At 27.6% G+C, this 17,663-nt stretch carries 21 protein-coding genes and 1 tRNA gene; 20 read left to right on the plus strand and 2 right to left on the minus strand.

Annotated elements, in window-relative coordinates; translation table 11 throughout:
• Positions 1 to 29 precede the first annotated feature (29 nt).
• On the plus strand, positions 30 to 686 hold the full coding sequence (gene deoD / locus DD681_RS00335; protein ID WP_410002861.1) for a purine-nucleoside phosphorylase: 657 nt from the start codon (positions 30 to 32) through the stop codon (positions 684 to 686).
• Positions 687 to 738: 52 nt separating this feature from the next.
• On the opposite strand, the gene DD681_RS00340 is transcribed toward deoD, so the two are convergent.
• Positions 739 to 823 (minus strand) — tRNA-Ser (locus tag DD681_RS00340).
• Between the two features lie 453 nt (positions 824 to 1,276).
• On the opposite strand from DD681_RS00340, the gene aroK reads away from it, so the two are divergent.
• From aroK to trpS, 4 genes are all read left to right on the plus strand, one after another.
• On the plus strand, positions 1,277 to 1,798 hold the full coding sequence (aroK, locus tag DD681_RS00345; RefSeq protein ID WP_158341050.1) for a shikimate kinase AroK: 522 nt from the start codon (positions 1,277 to 1,279) through the stop codon (positions 1,796 to 1,798).
• A 39-nt stretch (positions 1,799 to 1,837) separates the two neighbouring features.
• The gene (aroB, locus tag DD681_RS00350) at positions 1,838 to 2,920 is read left to right on the plus strand and encodes a 3-dehydroquinate synthase (protein ID WP_187151981.1); all 1,083 of its coding nucleotides are present in this window, start codon (positions 1,838 to 1,840) and stop codon (positions 2,918 to 2,920) included.
• A 406-nt stretch (positions 2,921 to 3,326) separates the two neighbouring features.
• Positions 3,327 to 4,013 (plus strand): ribulose-phosphate 3-epimerase, encoded by a 687-nt coding sequence (gene rpe, locus DD681_RS00355; RefSeq protein WP_158341052.1) that lies wholly within the window; start codon positions 3,327 to 3,329, stop codon positions 4,011 to 4,013.
• 35 nt (positions 4,014 to 4,048) lie between these two features.
• Positions 4,049 to 5,065, plus strand: coding sequence for a tryptophan--tRNA ligase (gene trpS / locus DD681_RS00360; protein WP_158341053.1), 1,017 nt, complete (start codon positions 4,049 to 4,051; stop codon positions 5,063 to 5,065).
• Between the two features lie 103 nt (positions 5,066 to 5,168).
• Here the strand turns inward: trpS and tsgA are convergent, their stop codons facing one another.
• Positions 5,169 to 6,326 carry an MFS transporter TsgA gene (gene tsgA, locus DD681_RS00365; RefSeq protein ID WP_158341054.1) on the minus strand — a complete coding sequence of 386 codons (1,158 nt, stop codon included), beginning with the start codon at positions 6,324 to 6,326 and terminating at the stop codon, positions 5,169 to 5,171.
• A 346-nt stretch (positions 6,327 to 6,672) separates the two neighbouring features.
• Here tsgA and DD681_RS00370 point away from each other — a divergent pair, with 346 nt between their 5' ends.
• The 15 genes from DD681_RS00370 (at position 6,673) to rpsS (ending at position 17,653) form a co-directional block, all read left to right on the plus strand.
• The gene (locus DD681_RS00370) at positions 6,673 to 7,887 is read left to right on the plus strand and encodes an aspartate aminotransferase family protein (RefSeq protein WP_158341055.1); all 1,215 of its coding nucleotides are present in this window, start codon (positions 6,673 to 6,675) and stop codon (positions 7,885 to 7,887) included.
• 109 nt (positions 7,888 to 7,996) lie between these two features.
• Positions 7,997 to 8,746 (plus strand): FKBP-type peptidyl-prolyl cis-trans isomerase, encoded by a 750-nt coding sequence (fkpA, locus tag DD681_RS00375; RefSeq protein ID WP_158341056.1) that lies wholly within the window; start codon positions 7,997 to 7,999, stop codon positions 8,744 to 8,746.
• 57 nt (positions 8,747 to 8,803) lie between these two features.
• Positions 8,804 to 9,190 (plus strand): sulfurtransferase complex subunit TusD, encoded by a 387-nt coding sequence (tusD, locus tag DD681_RS00380; RefSeq protein ID WP_158341057.1) that lies wholly within the window; start codon positions 8,804 to 8,806, stop codon positions 9,188 to 9,190.
• A 20-nt stretch (positions 9,191 to 9,210) separates the two neighbouring features.
• Positions 9,211 to 9,570, plus strand: a complete 360-nt coding sequence (gene tusC, locus DD681_RS00385) for a sulfurtransferase complex subunit TusC (RefSeq protein ID WP_158341058.1) — start codon at positions 9,211 to 9,213, stop codon at positions 9,568 to 9,570.
• 117 nt (positions 9,571 to 9,687) lie between these two features.
• Positions 9,688 to 9,870 carry a sulfurtransferase complex subunit TusB gene (gene tusB / locus DD681_RS03115; protein WP_261788375.1) on the plus strand — a complete coding sequence of 61 codons (183 nt, stop codon included), beginning with the start codon at positions 9,688 to 9,690 and terminating at the stop codon, positions 9,868 to 9,870.
• A gap of 103 nt (positions 9,871 to 9,973) precedes the next feature.
• Entirely contained in the window at positions 9,974 to 10,348 is a 375-nt protein-coding gene (gene rpsL / locus DD681_RS00395) for a 30S ribosomal protein S12 (RefSeq protein ID WP_158341059.1), read from the plus strand.
• 54 nt (positions 10,349 to 10,402) lie between these two features.
• Positions 10,403 to 10,873 carry a 30S ribosomal protein S7 gene (gene rpsG / locus DD681_RS00400; RefSeq protein WP_158341060.1) on the plus strand — a complete coding sequence of 157 codons (471 nt, stop codon included), beginning with the start codon at positions 10,403 to 10,405 and terminating at the stop codon, positions 10,871 to 10,873.
• A gap of 79 nt (positions 10,874 to 10,952) precedes the next feature.
• The gene (fusA, locus tag DD681_RS00405; RefSeq protein ID WP_158341061.1) at positions 10,953 to 13,058 is read left to right on the plus strand and encodes an elongation factor G; all 2,106 of its coding nucleotides are present in this window, start codon (positions 10,953 to 10,955) and stop codon (positions 13,056 to 13,058) included.
• Between the two features lie 60 nt (positions 13,059 to 13,118).
• Entirely contained in the window at positions 13,119 to 14,303 is a 1,185-nt protein-coding gene (gene tuf, locus DD681_RS00410) for an elongation factor Tu (protein WP_158341062.1), read from the plus strand.
• Between the two features lie 313 nt (positions 14,304 to 14,616).
• On the plus strand, positions 14,617 to 14,934 hold the full coding sequence (gene rpsJ / locus DD681_RS00415) for a 30S ribosomal protein S10 (protein ID WP_158341063.1): 318 nt from the start codon (positions 14,617 to 14,619) through the stop codon (positions 14,932 to 14,934).
• A 35-nt stretch (positions 14,935 to 14,969) separates the two neighbouring features.
• On the plus strand, positions 14,970 to 15,599 hold the full coding sequence (gene rplC, locus DD681_RS00420; protein ID WP_158341064.1) for a 50S ribosomal protein L3: 630 nt from the start codon (positions 14,970 to 14,972) through the stop codon (positions 15,597 to 15,599).
• Between the two features lie 17 nt (positions 15,600 to 15,616).
• Positions 15,617 to 16,222, plus strand: coding sequence for a 50S ribosomal protein L4 (rplD, locus tag DD681_RS00425; protein ID WP_158341065.1), 606 nt, complete (start codon positions 15,617 to 15,619; stop codon positions 16,220 to 16,222).
• Positions 16,219 to 16,521, plus strand: coding sequence for a 50S ribosomal protein L23 (gene rplW, locus DD681_RS00430; RefSeq protein WP_158341066.1), 303 nt, complete (start codon positions 16,219 to 16,221; stop codon positions 16,519 to 16,521). The genes rplD and rplW overlap by 4 nt, the downstream gene beginning before the upstream one ends.
• Before the next feature lie 15 nt (positions 16,522 to 16,536).
• Positions 16,537 to 17,358, plus strand: a complete 822-nt coding sequence (rplB, locus tag DD681_RS00435; RefSeq protein WP_158341067.1) for a 50S ribosomal protein L2 — start codon at positions 16,537 to 16,539, stop codon at positions 17,356 to 17,358.
• Between the two features lie 16 nt (positions 17,359 to 17,374).
• Positions 17,375 to 17,653: a 30S ribosomal protein S19 gene (rpsS, locus tag DD681_RS00440; RefSeq protein WP_158341068.1), complete on the plus strand. Its 279-nt coding sequence runs from the start codon at positions 17,375 to 17,377 to the stop codon at positions 17,651 to 17,653.
• Positions 17,654 to 17,663 lie beyond the last annotated feature (10 nt).

Genomic DNA, 17,663 nt, shown 5'->3' on the forward strand with positions numbered 1-17,663 from the left:
AAAAAAATAATTTTTCAGATATAGTTCTTATGCCTGGTGATCCCTTGAGAGCTAAATATATTGCTGAAAATTATTTGGATAACTTTATTGAAATTAATAATACTCGATTAATGTTAGGATATACAGGATATTATAAAGATAAAAAAATTTCTATAATGAGTCATGGTATAGGTATTCCATCTGCGTTAATTTATACAAGGGAATTAATAAAAGAATATAACGTAAAGAAAATTATACGTATAGGAACTTGTGGTACTGTACAGAAAGATATACAATTGCGTGATATTGTTATAAGTATGGGAGCTTCTACAGATTCTAAAATAAATCGAATACGTTTTAATAATCATGATTTTTCTGCTATTGCAGATTTTAATATGATTTTTCATGTCTTTTTGACAGCAAAAAAAATGAATTTAAAAGTTCGTATTGGTAATTTCTTTACTACAGATACATTTTATGACGATGATTCCAATATATTAAAAATTTTAGAAAAATATAATATTATTGGAATAGATATGGAGACAACAGCAATATATTCTATTGCATCTGAATTTAAGGTGCAGGCTTTATCTATTTGCACTGTTTCAGATCATTTAATTAAAAAAGAAGCCATTTCAGCAAAAGATAGAGAATCTAGTTTTAATGAAATGATTAAATTATCTTTAGAAACAGCTTTATTAGTTTAGAAGTATTTTTTATATAAAAAACGAATTTTTAAACATTTTTTTTATTTTTTTTTGGTGAGAAAGGGATTCGAACCCTTGATACGTTACCATATACACGCTTTCCAAGCGTGCTCCTTAAGCCTCTCGGACACCTCACCTTAATAAAAAAATAATGTATTTATATAAAAAATCAAATAATTAGTTACAAATAAAAAAATATACTTTTCAAAAGTATATTTATTTAAAATAATATTTTATATATTTAATTTCGTCAAGCATTTAATATAAAATAAAATTTTTTCTTTAATTTTAATTAAAGCATTTATTTTTTAAAAAACAGATGTTTTAAAGACGTTAAAATACTTTGTTAAAAAATATTAAATATAGAAATAATAAAATTACTTCTGATACAATAATAAATATATCTTTATAAAAAATTTCTGATAAACAATTAATAATCCATCTTTGATAAAAACTATATGTAAAATCTAAATGTACTTTTAAATTAAATTGTTAAACATATCACTTTTTTTAAAAGTGAGTATTTATTGTCTCGCCAACGAAATTGTTGAGCATTGGTATCATTAACAAATTATTTTATTAAAAAAAATATGGCAGAAAAACGAAATATCTTTTTAATAGGTCCCATGGGAGCTGGTAAGAGTACTATTGGTCGTCAGTTATCACGTCAACTTAATATGGATTTTTTTGATTCTGATCAAGAAATTGAAAAACGCACAGGAGCTAGTATAAGTTGGGTTTTTGATGTTGAAGGTGAGAATGGTTTTCGAGCAAGAGAAATTAAGATAATTGATGAAATTACAAAGAAGCAAGGGATTGTCCTCGCTACTGGCGGAGGATCAGTTACGTTTAAAAAAAATAGAAATATTTTATCATCACGTGGCATTGTAATATATTTAGAAGCCACAATTGAAAAACAGTTGTCTCGTACAAAACGGGATAAAAAACGACCTTTATTACAATCTAATAATTCAAATCGTGATGTATTAGAACGTTTATCATTGGAAAGAAATCCGTTATATGAGGAAATAGCAGATTTTAAAATTCAAACAGATAATCAAAGTCCTAAGTCTGTGACAAATAGCATAATTTGTTTTTTAGATAAAATGTAATTTCACAATTAAGTTAAAAAATTATAGAGTATAAAGATTATGGAACAATTAAAAGTAGTTTTAGAAAAAAGTAGTTACCCTATTAACATAGGTTCTGGAATTATTCAGGAGGATAATATTTTTTGGCCTTTAAGGCCAGGAAATCAAGCTATGTTAGTTACTAATAAAACATTAGCTAATCTTCTAAAAGATAATGTTTTTTTTCATTTGAGAAAATCTGGAATTAAAGTAGATCAAGTGATTCTTTCTGATGGAGAACAATTTAAAACATTAAATGAAATGGAAGTAATTATTTCTGCATTATTAGAAAAAAAACATTCTCGAGATACAACTTTAATTGCTTTAGGGGGCGGAGTTATAGGTGATCTAACTGGATTTTCAGCTTCTATCTATCAAAGAGGTGTGAGATTTATTCAAATTCCTACAACTTTATTATCTCAAGTAGATGCTTCTATCGGCGGTAAAACAGCAGTAAATCATTTATTAGGAAAAAATATGGTTGGTTCTTTTTGGCAACCGGCTTCAGTTATTATTGACATTGATTTTTTAAAAACATTACCGCGCAATGAATTAATTTCTGGTATGGCTGAAGTTATTAAATATGCTGTTATTTTTGATGAATATTTTTTTTCTTGGTTAGAAGAGAATATCGAAAAAATATTATCACTTGATAAAAGTGTAATGTTGTATTGCATAAAAAAATGTTGTGATCTTAAATCAAAAATTATTATTCTTGATGAAAGAGAAAAAAAATTTAGAGCCCTTTTAAATTTTGGTCATACATATGGTCATGCTATTGAAGCACATGCAGGTTATGGAAGTTGGTTGCATGGAGAAGCTATATCAGTTGGAATGATAATGGCATCTCGAACATCAGAATTACTAGGATATCTAAAGAAATCAGATTATCAAAGAATTTTATCGTTATTAAAGAGAGCTGGTTTACCTGTTAAAGGTCCTAAAAATATGTCAGCTGCTTCCTATTTACCATATATGATGAGAGATAAAAAGGTTGTTCTTGGGGAAATGAGATTGGTTCTTCCTATTAAAATTGGACAAGCAGAAATTTATTCTGGAATTGATAAAAATATTATTTTAAATGCTATTAAAGATTCTCAATAATATTTGCGTTATTAAAGTTTAATTTCTCAAATTTTTTTATTTTTTTAAATAATATTTTGGTTTATTATTAAAAATTAGTTTTTATTAAAAAATAAAATATATCTTAAATTTTATTTCTAGAATTTTTATTGTTTCTAGAAATAATCTTTCTAAAAAGTATTTCAAAGTATTTTAAAAAATATTTTTGACATTTTTTTTTTGATAAGGTAGTTTAATATTGACTTTTTATAAAAAATTTTAGTTTTTTTAAACAAACTTTTAATAAAATTTTTATTTAAAAAAATATTTTTTTATTTAGTTCAAATTTTTAGTTCTTATTAATTAAATTTTAAAAATCAATAAAAATATTAACTGTTTTTTATTTAAAATAAAGTTTTTTATCTAAATAAATACAGGATGATAAAAAATGAAAAATTTTTTTTTAGCTCCATCTATTTTATCTGCAAACTTTTCATGCTTAGGGGAAGATATAAAAAAAGTTATAAAAGCTGGTGGAGATTGGATACATTTTGATGTAATGGACAATCATTATGTTCCTAATTTGACAATGGGTCCTATGATTTTAAAGTCCTTGAGAGATTATAATATTACCGTGCCCATTGATGTTCATTTAATGACAAAACCTGTAGATAATCTTATTCCTCAATTTGCTGAAGCGGGAGCTAATTTTATTACTTTTCATCCAGAATCAACTAATCATATTGATCGGACATTAAATTTAATAAAAGATAATGGATGCAAAGCAGGTTTAGTTTTTAATCCTGCTACTCCTCTCAATTTTCTTGATTATGTAATAGAAAAATTAGATTTAATTGTTTTAATGTCTGTAAATCCAGGATTTGGAAATCAACAATTTTTGCCGTCTACATTAAGTAAATTAAGAAAAGTACGTAAGTTAATTGAAGCGACTTCATTAGATATTTTGTTGGAAGTTGATGGAGGCGTTAAATTAGAAAACATTGCTGAAATAGCTTTTTCTGGAGCAAATGTATTTGTTATTGGTTCTGGATTATTTAACTATTCTAATTATGATATTATCGTACAAAAAATACGTCAAGAATTAAAATATGCTTATTTAAAATCTGTGCATTAATTTTTTATAAAATAAAAAAGGTATTGTAAAATTTAATGATTAAATTAAAACCAGTTTTATTTAGCGCTGTGCAGCCATCTGGTGATTTAACTATCGGGAATTATATAGGTGCTATGCGTCACTGGTCTAAAATGCAAAATGATTATGAATGTTTTTATTGTATTGCCGATTTACATGCATTAACTACACAAAATAAAAATATGTTTTTGCAAAAAACAATATTAGATACGCTAGCTTTATACTTAGCATGCGGAATAGATCCGAATAAAAATATTATTTTTGTTCAATCGCATGTTTATCAACATAGTCAATTAAATTGGATTTTAAGTTGTTTTAGTCGATTTAATGAATTATCTAGAATGACTCAGTTTAAATATAAAAAAACTATGTTCAAAAATGATTATAAAGGCATTAATGTTGGTTTATTTAATTATCCTATACTAATGGCATCAGATATTTTGTTATATCAAACAGATTTAGTTCCTGTAGGTAAAGATCAAAAACAACATTTAGAATTAACACGTGATATAGCTAATCGCTTTAATGCGTTATATGGTAATGTATTTACCTTGCCCGAAGCACTAATTTCAACGCATGGTTGTAAAATTATGTCTTTGTTAGATCCCACTAAAAAAATGTCTAAATCAGATTCTAATAAAAATAATATAATTTTTTTGTTAGAAAGCATATCCTCTGTTGCATTAAAAATTCAAAATTCTGTTACTGATTCTGATTTGCCGCCAAAAATTTATTACGACACAAGAAAAAAAAGGGGTATTTCAAATTTATTGGAAATTCTTTCTGCTGTTACTTATAAAGATATTGATATTTTATCAAAAGAACTTAATGGTATTATGTATAGTGAATTTAAAAAAATTGTTTCTGAAAATGTATGCAATTTTTTATCTATTTTGCAAAAATCTTATTTTAATTATCGAAATGATGAAAATTATTTAAAAAAAGTAGCACAAGATGGAGCTATTAAAGCAAGTTTACAGTCTAAAAAAGTTTTAAAAAGAGTGCATTCTGTTTTAGGGATGAATTGGATTTAAATAAACTAGAAATAAATTTGTTATTCCAGTTTATTTAAAATATCATATATAATCAGTTAATTTTGGAGAATTTATATTTATTAATTTTAAAAAAATTTTCTTTTTAAGAAAGTTTCTTATGATTACTGTAAACTAATAAAGATAGTATAAATACTATTCCATATAATATATTAGAGAAAGTTAAAGTTTCATATAATCCTCCTTTTTCAACAATAGGACTAGTGATAATAAACGTTAATAAAGTTCCTAATGTACCAAAAAATAAAATTAAATTTATTATTTTTGAAGAAGGTTTTTGTATTTCTAAGGACGCTAATGTAATTATAATTGTATAAATAGCACTAGAAAAAAATCCTAAACTAATAATAATATATTCTAATGATAAATAGCTTTTGGTATGTATGAAAAAATACATTAATATCGTAGATATACCAGTTAAAAATATTAAAATATGTTTTAGATTAAAAAATTTAATTACTATACTAAAAAACCACATTCCAATCATATATGACATCCAAAAGCTACTTACTAAAGTTCCCGTTTGTTTTATTTTAATTTTTATAATTTCTGTCGTGTATTGAGGAACCCATGAAATAAAGCTCAATTGTCCTAAAATATATAATAATGCAGCTAAAGAAAGAAAAATTATATTTGCGTTCCATTTGTTTTTTTCTTTAAAATTATTTTCTTTTTCTCTTAATTTTGGAAAATCTAAAATTATTGTTAATATAAAAATACTAAAATAAATTATTTCTATACTCAGATATATCCAATACCATAAAATTTTTTTTTCCAATAAATAAGCGGTAATAATTGGAAATACCATCCCGGACATGCTAAAAAAAGAATCAGTAATTAATAATCGAGAACCTCTTTTTGAGCCTTCATATAAATGAGTGATAATAAATGTTCCAATAGACATTGTAATTCCGCTAACTAATCCTAATATAAAAATATTTATAGAAAAATAGAAAATATTTTTAGATAAAATAATCCCTAATGTTGCGACTATAGATAGTATAAAACCAAATATTAATTGTTTTTTTAATGATACTGTATAACTTAACCAAGAGTTTAAAAAAATAGATATTAAAATTCCTGTATTTAAAAAAGTAAAAATATTGCTTATTTGAGGTATTGATAAACTAAAATAATTAGCAATATCTCCCATTATCATCCCAGTAACGACAATCAATGCACCGGTGAAGGCATATGAAAAAAAACTAATCCATGTAAGTCCTATTTGGTTAATATTTTTCAATTTTTTTTACCTGTTCATGAAATTAGATATTTTCTTATATAACTTATATTATTATTCGTATATCGTTCTTTTTATAAAATCTGTATTACCTTAAAGGTATAATATTTAATATAATTAATAACAATTATTAATGCTTTTCAAAAAATAATATTTTTTAAAAAAAGTTTAATAATTTTTTAGATTTTTTAAGAAAAATAAATTTATTTTTAATTAATATAATATATATTATAATTTTTAAAATTTAATTTTTTTATTAAAATCTTATAAATAATATTTGTTAGAATTTTTTTTAGAAATTAATTTCTAAAAAATTTTTATATTTAATAAATATGTTTTGGGAAATTTCATGATATCAAAAAAAATATTAATTACACGAGATAGTTTTAATCAATTGATTCTACCTATTTATAATCCTGCTGATTTTATTCCAATTAAAGGAAAAGGTAGTAGAATTTGGGATCAAAAAGGAAAAGAGTATATCGATTTTTCTGGTGGCATTGCTGTTACGTCATTGGGGCACGCTCATCCTATATTAAATAAAACTTTAAGTCAACAAAGTAAAAAATTATGGCATATTAGTAATATTTTTACAAATGAACCAGCTTTACGATTAGCCAATAAATTAATTTCTTATAGTTTTGCTTCTCGTGTATTTTTTGCAAATTCAGGCGCTGAAGCTAATGAAGCTGCATTTAAATTAGCTCGATATTACTCATCTAAAAAATATCATATTAAAAAAAATAAAATTATTTCTTTTTATAATTCGTTTCATGGAAGAACGTTTTTTACAGTTTCTGTTGGTGGACAGTCTAAATATTCAGACTTTTTTGGTCCGAAACCCGCAGGTATTATGCATGCTGTTTTTAATGATATCAATAGTGTAAAAAAAATTATTGATGAAAATACTTGTGCAATAGTTATAGAATTGATCCAAGGAGAAGGAGGTATAGTACCTGCTACTGTTTCTTTTATAAAAGAATTAAGAGAATTGTGCAATAAATATAATGCATTATTAATTTTTGATGAAGTTCAAACAGGAATAGGAAGAACAGGTAAATTGTTCTTATATGAGCATTATAAAGTAAAACCTGATATTTTAACTCTCGCAAAATCTTTGGGTGGGGGTTTTCCAATTAGTGCTATGTTAACTACTAAAAAAATTGCATCTATAATGAATGTAGGAATCCATGGAACAACATATGGAGGAAATCCGCTAGCTTGCGCCATTTCTGAAAAAGTTATTGATATTATTAATACTAAAAAAGTTCTATCTGGTGTGGAAAAAAAATTAAAAATAATTATTTTTGAACTAAATATTATTAATAAACGTTTTAATTTATTTAAAGAAATAAGAGGTAAGGGTTTACTTATTGGCATTGTACTAAAAACCCAATATATTAAAAAAATATCTAACATATTAAATGCATCATTTTTAGAGGGTGTTATTTTTTTAACTGCTGGAAATGGTGTAATTCGTTTAGCTCCTTCATTAATTATGCGAAAGATTGATATAATCGAAGGTATGCGTCGTTTTTATCGCGCTTTAGAAAAAATTTTATAGAATTGTATTCTAATAGATTGATATTCGTATATTTTTTTCAAGTATTTTAGATATGTGATTTAACACAATAAAAATAAAACCATATTATTCTTTTTTGAAGGAGTAGTAAATGATTTTTTTTATATTTAGAAGAATTGTATTACTATATTATTTATGTTTTATTCCAAGTTCTTTTGCAGATGTACCTATATTTCATAACATAAGTTTTCATTCAAGTAATCAAAATTTTTTTCAAAATGAAAAAGAAAAAATTGGTTATGCATTGGGAGTCTCTTTAGGAAATTATGTAAATCAATCTTTTGAAAAACAAAAACAAATAGGTATTAATTTAAATAAAAAAAGTCTTTTATTGGGAATTCAAGACGCTATTTCAGGAAATTTAAAATTATCAGGTAAAGAAATTTCTATTATTCTTCAAAAATTAGAAGAAAAGCTAAGATATGAAACACAAATTCAATCTGAAAAAAGTGAAAAAGAAAATTTAATTCAAGGAAAATTGTATATGAAAAAATTATCTAAAATAGATGGATCAAGGAAAACTAAAAGTGGACTTTTATATTTTATAAAAAATATTGGAGCAGGAAAAGAAGTAAACAACAATAGCAAGATAACAGTTCATTATAGAGGTTCATTAATTGATGGCACAGAATTTGATAGTTCATATAAAAGAGGAAAACCAATAACATTAATGTTAAAAGATGTTATATTAGGTTGGCAGGAAGGATTAAAATATATTAAAAAAAGTGGTAAAATTAAATTAGTTATACCTCCCCATTTAGGATATGGGACTAATAAAGTTAATGGAATTCCAGGAAATTCTACTTTAATTTTTGATATAGAATTACTCGATATAAACTAATCTATAGTAGATTATAATTAATTTTTATTAAAATAATTTTATTAAAAGACATCAAAAATGAACTATACAGTTTTAGTCACAGGTGCAGCATATGGAACACAAAATGCGAGCACAGCCTTCCTATTTTGCCAATCATTAATTAAAATGAATCATAATTTAAACAGTGTTTTTTTTTATTCTGATGGGGTTCTTAACTCTAGCAGTGTAAGTCAATTTTCTGCTGATGAATTTAATTTAATTGAAGGATGGCAAAAACTAAGTAGTGAACATTGTATTAAGTTATATGTTTGTGCAAGTTCTGCTGTAAGACGAGGAATTGTAGAAGATGAAATTTTTTTAAAAGAAAAAATTAAAAAAGGGAATTTATCTCAATATTTTCAGCTGAGTGGATTAATGGAATTAGCTAATTCAATAAAATACTCTGATCGTATAATACAATTTTAACTTAGAGTGTATTTATTCTAATGAAAAAGATAGGTTTTATTTTTTCACATGCTCCACATGGTACAACTTTTGGCAGGGAAGGATTAGATTTAATTTTAGGAATTTCTTTACTTATTCAGGACATACGTTTATTTTTTATTGGAGATGGTACCTTGCAATTATTAAAGAGTTATAAACCAGAAAATATTTTAGCACGTGATTATATACCTGCTTTTTCTATATTATCTTTATATGATATCAAAAAATATTATTGCTGCGAATTATCATTGTTTGAAAGGGGATTAAATCGTAATATCGATTTTTTATTACCAGTAAATATATTAAATTTACGTTTATTACGTTTAAAATTAGATGATTGTGATACGATTATTAATTTTTAGGGAGATTAAAAATATGTTACATACTTTAATGAGATCTCCTTTTGAAGCAAATGTTTTATTTTATTTAAAAATATTAAAAAAAAAGATGATTTTTTAGCTCTTCAAGATGGTGTATTAATTGCCTTAGTAGATAATTTTTTTTTAGATAATATAATTTTTTCTTCAGCGAATTTATATATTATAAAAAAAGATGTTTATGCTAGAGGTATTCAAAAAAATATTTCTGATAAATTTATTTTAATTGATTATATTCATTTTGTTGAATTAACTGTAAAAAATAAAAAGCAAATCATTTGGTAGATTACAAATAATTTTTAATTTATATATCTAATCAAATCACCCCCCATGATATAATATTTTATTTTAAATATTTTATTATTATTGATAATAATTGGAGATTATTATGGCTACAGTAAATCAGTTAGTGCGAAAACCTCGTTTGCGTAAATCAATTAAGACCAGTGTTCCTGCTTTATCAGGATGTCCCCAAAAAAGGGGTGTGTGCACAAGAGTGTATACCACAACACCTAAAAAACCTAATTCTGCGTTACGTAAAGTATGCCGTGTTAGATTGACAAATGGTTTTGAAGTTACTGCATATATTGGCGGAGAAGGTCATAATTTACAAGAACATTCAGTAATTTTAATACGTGGTGGTCGTGTAAAAGATCTACCTGGAGTACGATATCATGTTGTTAGAGGATCGTTAGATTGTGCTGGTGTAAAAGAACGAAAAAAAGGTCGCTCTAAATATGGTGTGAAAAGAACTAAAGTATAAAAATACAAACAATCTTAAAAAATAATTTTTAATTAAATTTATGGAGTATTAAATATGCCACGTCGTCGTATTATTGGTGCTCGAAAAATTTTATCAGATCCAAAATTTTCCTCAGAATTACTAGCAAAGTTTATTAATATTTTAATGATTGATGGCAAAAAATCTATTGCAGAAGTGATTGTATATACTGCATTAAAAAATTTATCAAAAAGAACGAAAAAAAATGAATTAGAGGTTTTTGAAAATGCTTTGGAGAATGTACGTCCAACAGTAGAAGTAAAATCTCGTCGAGTAGGAGGTTCAACATATCAAGTTCCTGTCGAAGTTCGACCAGTTCGCCGTAATGCATTAGCCATGCGATGGATTGTTGACTCTGCTCGCAAAAGAGGAGATAAATCAATGGCTTTACGTTTATCAAATGAACTTTATGATGCTCTTGAAAATAAAGGCGCCGCCGTTAAGAAAAGAGAAGAAGTGCACCGAATGGCTGAAGCTAATAAAGCTTTTGCTCATTACAGATGGTAATTCTTTTCATCCAATATAATTAAATCAATTTTTTATTTTTTCTAACAAAGATTAAAAATATGAATATAAGAATATTAATATGTCTCGTATAACACCGATTTTTCGATATCGCAACATTGGAATTAGTGCTCATATAGATGCAGGAAAAACAACTACTACCGAAAGAATTTTATTTTATACTGGAATTAATCATAAAATTGGGGAAGTACATGATGGCGCTGCAACTATGGATTGGATGGAACAAGAGCAAGAAAGAGGTATTACTATAACATCAGCCGCCACTACTGCTTTTTGGAGTGGAATGGCTAAACAATTTGATTCTCATAGAATTAATATTATTGATACTCCTGGGCATGTTGATTTTACTATAGAAGTAGAACGTTCTATGCGTGTTTTAGATGGCGCTGTAATGGTTTATTGTGCAGTTGGAGGCGTACAGCCTCAATCAGAAACTGTTTGGAGGCAAGCCAATAAATATAATGTTCCTCGCATAGCATTTATAAATAAAATGGATCGTATAGGGGCAAATTTTTTTAATGTAGTAAATCAAATTAAAAAACGTTTAGGAGCAAACCCTATACCACTACAACTAGCAATTGGATCAGAAGAAAATTTTACAGGTGTGATAGATTTAATTAAGATGAAAGCCATTAAATGGGACGATTCTGACCAAGGAATAACATTTACTTATAATGAAATTCCTAAAAATATGTTAAAAATATCAGAAAAATGGCATCAAAACGTTATTGAAGCTGCTGCTGAATCTAGCGAAGAATTAATGGAAAAATATTTAAATGGAATGACATTATCTGAAAAGGAGATAAAATTAGCATTACGTAAAAGATCTTTAAATAATGAAATTATACTTATTACTTGCGGTTCAGCTTTTAAAAATAAAGGAGTACAAGCATTATTAGATGCAATTATTGAATATTTACCTGCGCCTAATGATATTCGAGACGTAAAAGGTATTTGTAATCAAAAAAATACTATTACTATTCGATCTTCTGATGATAAATCTTCTTTTTCAGCATTAGCATTTAAAATCGCTAATGATCCTTTTGTAGGTAATTTAACTTTTTTCCGAGTATATTCAGGTATGGTAAAATCTGGAGATACTGTTTTTAATTCTGTTAAATCTAAACGTGAACGATTTGGAAGAATTGTGCAAATGCACGCAAACAAAAGAGAAGAAATAAAAGAAGTATATGCAGGTGACATAGCAGCAGCTATTGGTTTAAAAGATGTTACTACTGGTGACACGTTATGCGATTTGAATAAACCAATTATATTAGAACGTATGGAATTCCCGGAACCAGTAATATCTATTTCAGTAGAGCCAAAAACAAAGGCTGATCAAGAAAAAATGGGTTTAGCATTGAATCGATTAGCTAAAGAAGATCCTTCTTTTCGAGTAAAAACTGATCAAGAATCTAATCAAACAATTATTTCTGGAATGGGTGAATTACATTTAGAAATTATTGTTGATCGTATGAAAAGAGAATTTAGCGTTGATGCGAATATTGGTCAACCGCAAGTTGCGTATCGTGAAACAATTTTAAATAAAGTAACTAATATTGAAGGAAAATATATTAAACAATCAGGTGGACGTGGTCAGTATGGTCATGTTGTTATAGAATTATTTCCATTAGATCCAGGTGGAAAGGGATATTTATTTGTTAACGATATTAAGGGAGGTGTAATACCTACTGAATATATTTCAGCAATTGATAAAGGAATTCAGGAGCAATTAAAATATGGACCTTTAGCTGGTTATCCAGTTGTAGATATTGGTGTTCGACTTTATTTTGGTTCGTATCACGATGTAGATTCATCAGAATTAGCATTCAAACTAGCTGCTTCTTTGGCTTTTAAGGAAGGTTTTAAAAGGGCTCAACCTATTTTGTTAGAACCAATTATGAAAGTAGAAGTAGAAACGCCAGATGATTACATGGGAGATGTTATTGGCGATTTAAATCGCCGTAGAGGAATAATTGAAGGCATGAAAGATCTAGTTATTGGAAAAATTATTAATGCATGCGTTCCTTTATCTGAAATGTTTGGTTATGCCACTGATTTGCGTTCTCAAACGCAAGGGCGAGCTTCTTATTCTATGGAATTTTTAAAATATACTGAAGCTCCATCTAATATTTCAGAATTAATTATTCAAAAAAAAGAAAAATAAAATTTTAAATATAAATCTAAATTTTTCTATAAATTTTAAAAATAAATAAGGTATAAAATTATGTCAAAAGAAAGATTTCAACGTTTAAAACCTCATATAAATGTAGGTACTATTGGACATGTTGATCATGGAAAAACAACTTTGACTGCCGCGATTACCACAGTTTTATCAAAAAAATATGGTGGTTCTGCACGTGCTTTCGATCAAATAGATAATGCTCCAGAGGAAAAAGAAAGAGGTATTACAATAAATACTTCTCATGTAGAATATGATACCGAATTAAGACATTATGCTCATGTAGATTGCCCTGGTCATGCTGATTATATAAAAAATATGATTACTGGAGCAGCTCAAATGGATGGAGCAATCTTAGTAGTAGCTGCTACGGATGGTCCAATGCCTCAAACTCGTGAACATATTCTTCTTGGAAGACAAGTTGGAGTGCCTTATATTATTGTTTTCTTAAACAAATGTGATATGGTAGACGATGAAGAGCTATTAGAATTAGTAGAAATGGAAGTACGTGATTTATTAACACAGTACGATTTTCCAGGAGATGATACTCCTATTATTCGCGGATCAGCTTTGAAAGCATTAGAGGGTGATCCTAAGTGGGAAGAAAAAATACTCGATTTGTCTAAGTCTTTAGATAATTATATTCCGGAACCTAAAAGAGCCATCGATCAACCGTTTTTATTGCCCATTGAAGATGTTTTTTCTATATCAGGCAGAGGAACTGTAGTTACAGGAAGAGTAGAAAAAGGCATTATTAAGGTCGGAGAAGAAGTAGAAATTGTAGGAATTAAAAAAACAACTAAAACGACCTGTACAGGCGTTGAAATGTTTAGAAAATTATTAGATGAAGGTCGTGCTGGAGAAAATGTGGGTGTTTTATTACGCGGTACAAAACGTGACGAAATTGAAAGAGGTCAAGTTTTAGCTAAACCAGGTAGTATTCATCCGCATACAACATTTGAATCTGAAGTATATGTTTTATCTAAAGAAGAAGGTGGACGTCATACTCCTTTTTTTAAAGGATATCGTCCTCAATTTTATTTTCGAACTACTGATGTAACAGGTTCTATTAAGCTTCCTGAAGGTGTAGAAATGGTTATGCCCGGTGATAATATTAAAGTTACAGTTACTTTAATTCATCCTATTGCAATGGCAGATGGATTGCATTTTGCGATACGTGAAGGTGGCCGCACTGTTGGGGCTGGAGTAGTATCTAAAGTTTTAGCTTAATTGAATATTTATGCTGCATTTATTTGAATTTGTTGAGAAAAGAGTATAAAATGCTCTTTTCTTGATTTTTTAATACTTTTGTAGTATTAATTGTAGATTTTGTTTAGTAATAGGAAAATGCTTATAAAAGAATATAAATACTATTTTTTAAAATATAAATTTATTAAATAATTTTTATAGTTTAAAAATTAAACAATACTCCTAATTTAGGAGTTATATAGTACCAATTATTAATTACATATAATCTTTAAAATTTTTTTTAGAGAGAAGATGAAATTTTTATTTTTTATAATAAAATCGGAGTTTTGGTCTGATGCAGAACCAAAGTCAAAGAATTCGTATTCGCTTAAAAGCTTTTGATCATAGGTTAATTGATCAGTCAACTACAGAAATTGTTGATACAGCCAAAAGAACTGGTGCGCAAGTAAGAGGCCCAATTCCACTTCCAACACGAAAAGAACGTTTCACTATTTTAATTTCTCCGCATGTGAACAAAGATGCACGTGATCAATATGAAATACGGACACACAAGCGCCTAATTGATATAGTAGAACCTACAGAAAAAACTGTTGATGCACTGATGCGCTTAGATCTTGCTGCCGGTGTAGATGTTCAAATTAGTTTAGGTTGATTGTGCAAACATGCAAAGTTAAAAGGTTTAAAAATATGATTGGTTTAGTTGGAAAAAAAATTGGAATGACTCGAATTTTTACTAAAGAAGGTAATTCAATTCCTGTTACTGTAATTGAAGTAAAAAATAATAGAATTACACAAATAAAAAATATAAATACTGACAAATATTGTGCTATTCAAGTAACAACTGGTGAGAAAAAAATTAGAAAAATTAAAAAACCACAATCTGGACATTTTTTAAAAGCTGGAGTAGTGCCTGGTCGTGGTTTATGGGAATTTAGAGTTCAAAGTAGTAAAAATTTTAAAATAGGTCAAGAGATTGAAATTGGTATTTTAGAAAATGTAAAAAAAGTAGATATTATAGGTATTTCTAAAGGAAAAGGTTTTTCTGGGACTGTAAAACGATGGAATTTTCGCACTCAAGATGCAACACATGGTAATTCTTTATCTCATAGAGTGCCAGGTTCTATTGGTCAAAATCAAACTCCTGGCAGAGTTTTTAAAGGAAAAAAAATGGCAGGTCATCTAGGTAACCATCGTGTTACAATACAAAATTTAAATGTAATACACATTGATAAAAATCGTAACTTGCTTTTAGTAAAAGGTGCTGTTCCAGGCCCTACCGGTCGCGATCTTATCGTTAAACCAGCTATTAAGGTTTGAGAAATAAGGAGTTAAGCATGGAATTAGTAGTTAAAGACGTGCAAAGTCTTCTTAGTGTTTCTGAAGCTATTTTTGGTCGCGATTTTAATGAAGCTTTAATCCATCAAGTAGTTGTTGCTTATTCTGCATGTCGTCGTCAAGGTACAAGAGCACAAAAGAGTCGTGCTGATGTTTCTGGGTCAGGCAAAAAACCATGGCGTCAAAAAGGTACTGGTCGTGCACGAGCAGGTTCTTTAAGAAGTCCAATTTGGCGCTCAGGAGGCGTTACATTTGCAGCAAAACCACAAGAACATTCTCAAAAAATTAATAAAAAAATGTATCGTGGAGCGCTAAAAAGTATTTTTTCTGAATTGATACGTCAAAAAAGATTATTTGTATTTAAAATATTTTCATTAGATTTTCCAAAAACAAAGCTTTTAGTTGAGAAATTGAAAAAAATTAATTTAAGAAATGTTCTTATCATTACTTATCAAAAAGATAATAATTTGACTCTTGCGTCAAGAAATTTATATTGTGTTGATGCAAAAGATGTGTTTTCTATAGATCCGGTTAGTTTGATTTCTTTTGATAATGTTATTATTACTATTGAAGCGCTAAAAAAAATTGAGGAGATGCTTTTATGATTCCTGAAGAACGTTTATTAAAAATATTACTTTCTCCTCATATTTCTGAAAAATCATCTATATCTATGGAAAAATTTAGCACAGTGGTATTAAAGGTAGCTAAAAATTCTACTAAATATGAAATTAAATGCGCAGTACGTAAATTATTTAACGTGGAAGTAGATAGTGTAAAAACTGTTCATGTACAAGGCAAAAAAAAGCGTCAATCTAATCGCTTTATTTGTCGAAATAGTTGGAAAAAAGCTTATATTAAAGTAAAAAAAGGACAAAAATTAGATTTTATTGGAAATATAGAGTAGTTAGAGGATTAATTAATGGCAATTGTTAAATGCAAGCCGACATCGCCAGGGCGTCGTCATGTTATTAAGGTTATAAATAAGCAGTTATATAAAGGAAAACCACATTCTTTACTAGTTGTAAAAAATAGTAAAAGTGGCGGACGAAATAATAATGGTAGAATTACAACTCGCCATATTGGTGGAGGTCATAAAAGAGCTTATCGTATTATAGATTTTAAAAGAAAGAAAGATAATATTAATGCAATTATAGAAAGATTAGAATACGATCCTAATCGTTCTGCTAATATTGCTTTGATTTTATATAAAGATGGTACAAGAAATTATATTTTAGCTCCAAAAAATATAAAAATAGGAGATACAATAATTTCAGGCATTAATGTTCCTATTAAAATAGGTAATGCTTCTTTAATTAAAAATATTCCTGTTGGAACGTTCATTCATAATGTAGAAATAAAACCAGGCAAAGGCGGACAAATAGCTCGTTCAGCAGGAAGCTATGTTCAATTAGTAGCTTTTGATAAAGGTTATGCAACTTTAAGATTACGTTCTGGAGAAATGAGAAAAGTTGAATCTAATTGCAGAGCTACTATTGGAGAAGTAGGAAATTCTGAACATATGTTAAAGGTATTAGGAAAAGCAGGTGCTTCGCGCTGGATTGGTATTCGTCCTACTGTTCGCGGTACTGCTATGAATCCTGTAGATCACCCCCATGGAGGTGGTGAAGGTAGAAATTTTGGAAAACATCCAGTAACCCCGTGGGGGATACAAACTAAGGGTAAAAAAACCCGTAATAATAAACGCACTGAAAAATTTATTTTACGTCATCGTCATAAATAACTATAGAGAATTATGTATGCCGCGTTCGTTAAAAAAAGGTCCTTTTATTGATGCAAATTTATTAAAAAAAATAAAAAAATCAGTAAGTTTAAATGATAAAAAACCCTTAAAAACTTGGTCAAGACGTTCAACAATCTTTCCTGATATGGTAGGTTTGACAATATCTGTGCATAATGGGCGTCATCATATACCCGTTTTTATTACTGAAGAAATGGTTGGTCATAAATTAGGTGAGTTTTCTTTAACTCGTACTTATAGAGGACATACTGCTGATAAAAAAGTCAAAAAAAAATAATTTTAAGAGG

Origin of the sequence: Buchnera aphidicola (Melanaphis sacchari) (assembly GCF_003096055.1) — a bacterium.
In the GTDB taxonomy this organism is placed as follows: Bacteria; Pseudomonadota; Gammaproteobacteria; order Enterobacterales; family Enterobacteriaceae; genus Buchnera; species Buchnera aphidicola_P.

What these genes read in the sequence shown, in the direction of transcription:
- rpsG (WP_158341060.1), top strand. Translation starts at nt 10,403, where the DNA reads ATGCCACGTCGTCGTATTATTGGTGCTCGAAAAATTTTATCAGATCCA.
- rplW (WP_158341066.1), top strand. Translation starts at nt 16,219, where the DNA reads ATGATTCCTGAAGAACGTTTATTAAAAATATTACTTTCTCCTCATATT.
- rpe (WP_158341052.1), top strand. Translation starts at nt 3,327, where the DNA reads ATGAAAAATTTTTTTTTAGCTCCATCTATTTTATCTGCAAACTTTTCA.
- rplD (WP_158341065.1), top strand. Translation starts at nt 15,617, where the DNA reads ATGGAATTAGTAGTTAAAGACGTGCAAAGTCTTCTTAGTGTTTCTGAA.
- DD681_RS00370 (WP_158341055.1), top strand. Translation starts at nt 6,673, where the DNA reads ATGATATCAAAAAAAATATTAATTACACGAGATAGTTTTAATCAATTG.
- deoD (WP_410002861.1), top strand. Translation starts at nt 30, where the DNA reads ATGCCTGGTGATCCCTTGAGAGCTAAATATATTGCTGAAAATTATTTG.
- tusD (WP_158341057.1), top strand. Translation starts at nt 8,804, where the DNA reads ATGAACTATACAGTTTTAGTCACAGGTGCAGCATATGGAACACAAAAT.
- rplB (WP_158341067.1), top strand. Translation starts at nt 16,537, where the DNA reads ATGGCAATTGTTAAATGCAAGCCGACATCGCCAGGGCGTCGTCATGTT.
- tusC (WP_158341058.1), top strand. Translation starts at nt 9,211, where the DNA reads ATGAAAAAGATAGGTTTTATTTTTTCACATGCTCCACATGGTACAACT.
- trpS (WP_158341053.1), top strand. Translation starts at nt 4,049, where the DNA reads ATGATTAAATTAAAACCAGTTTTATTTAGCGCTGTGCAGCCATCTGGT.
- rpsJ (WP_158341063.1), top strand. Translation starts at nt 14,617, where the DNA reads ATGCAGAACCAAAGTCAAAGAATTCGTATTCGCTTAAAAGCTTTTGAT.
- rpsL (WP_158341059.1), top strand. Translation starts at nt 9,974, where the DNA reads ATGGCTACAGTAAATCAGTTAGTGCGAAAACCTCGTTTGCGTAAATCA.
- rplC (WP_158341064.1), top strand. Translation starts at nt 14,970, where the DNA reads ATGATTGGTTTAGTTGGAAAAAAAATTGGAATGACTCGAATTTTTACT.
- tuf (WP_158341062.1), top strand. Translation starts at nt 13,119, where the DNA reads ATGTCAAAAGAAAGATTTCAACGTTTAAAACCTCATATAAATGTAGGT.
- aroK (WP_158341050.1), top strand. Translation starts at nt 1,277, where the DNA reads ATGGCAGAAAAACGAAATATCTTTTTAATAGGTCCCATGGGAGCTGGT.
- rpsS (WP_158341068.1), top strand. Translation starts at nt 17,375, where the DNA reads ATGCCGCGTTCGTTAAAAAAAGGTCCTTTTATTGATGCAAATTTATTA.
- aroB (WP_187151981.1), top strand. Translation starts at nt 1,838, where the DNA reads ATGGAACAATTAAAAGTAGTTTTAGAAAAAAGTAGTTACCCTATTAAC.
- fusA (WP_158341061.1), top strand. Translation starts at nt 10,953, where the DNA reads ATGTCTCGTATAACACCGATTTTTCGATATCGCAACATTGGAATTAGT.
- fkpA (WP_158341056.1), top strand. Translation starts at nt 7,997, where the DNA reads ATGATTTTTTTTATATTTAGAAGAATTGTATTACTATATTATTTATGT.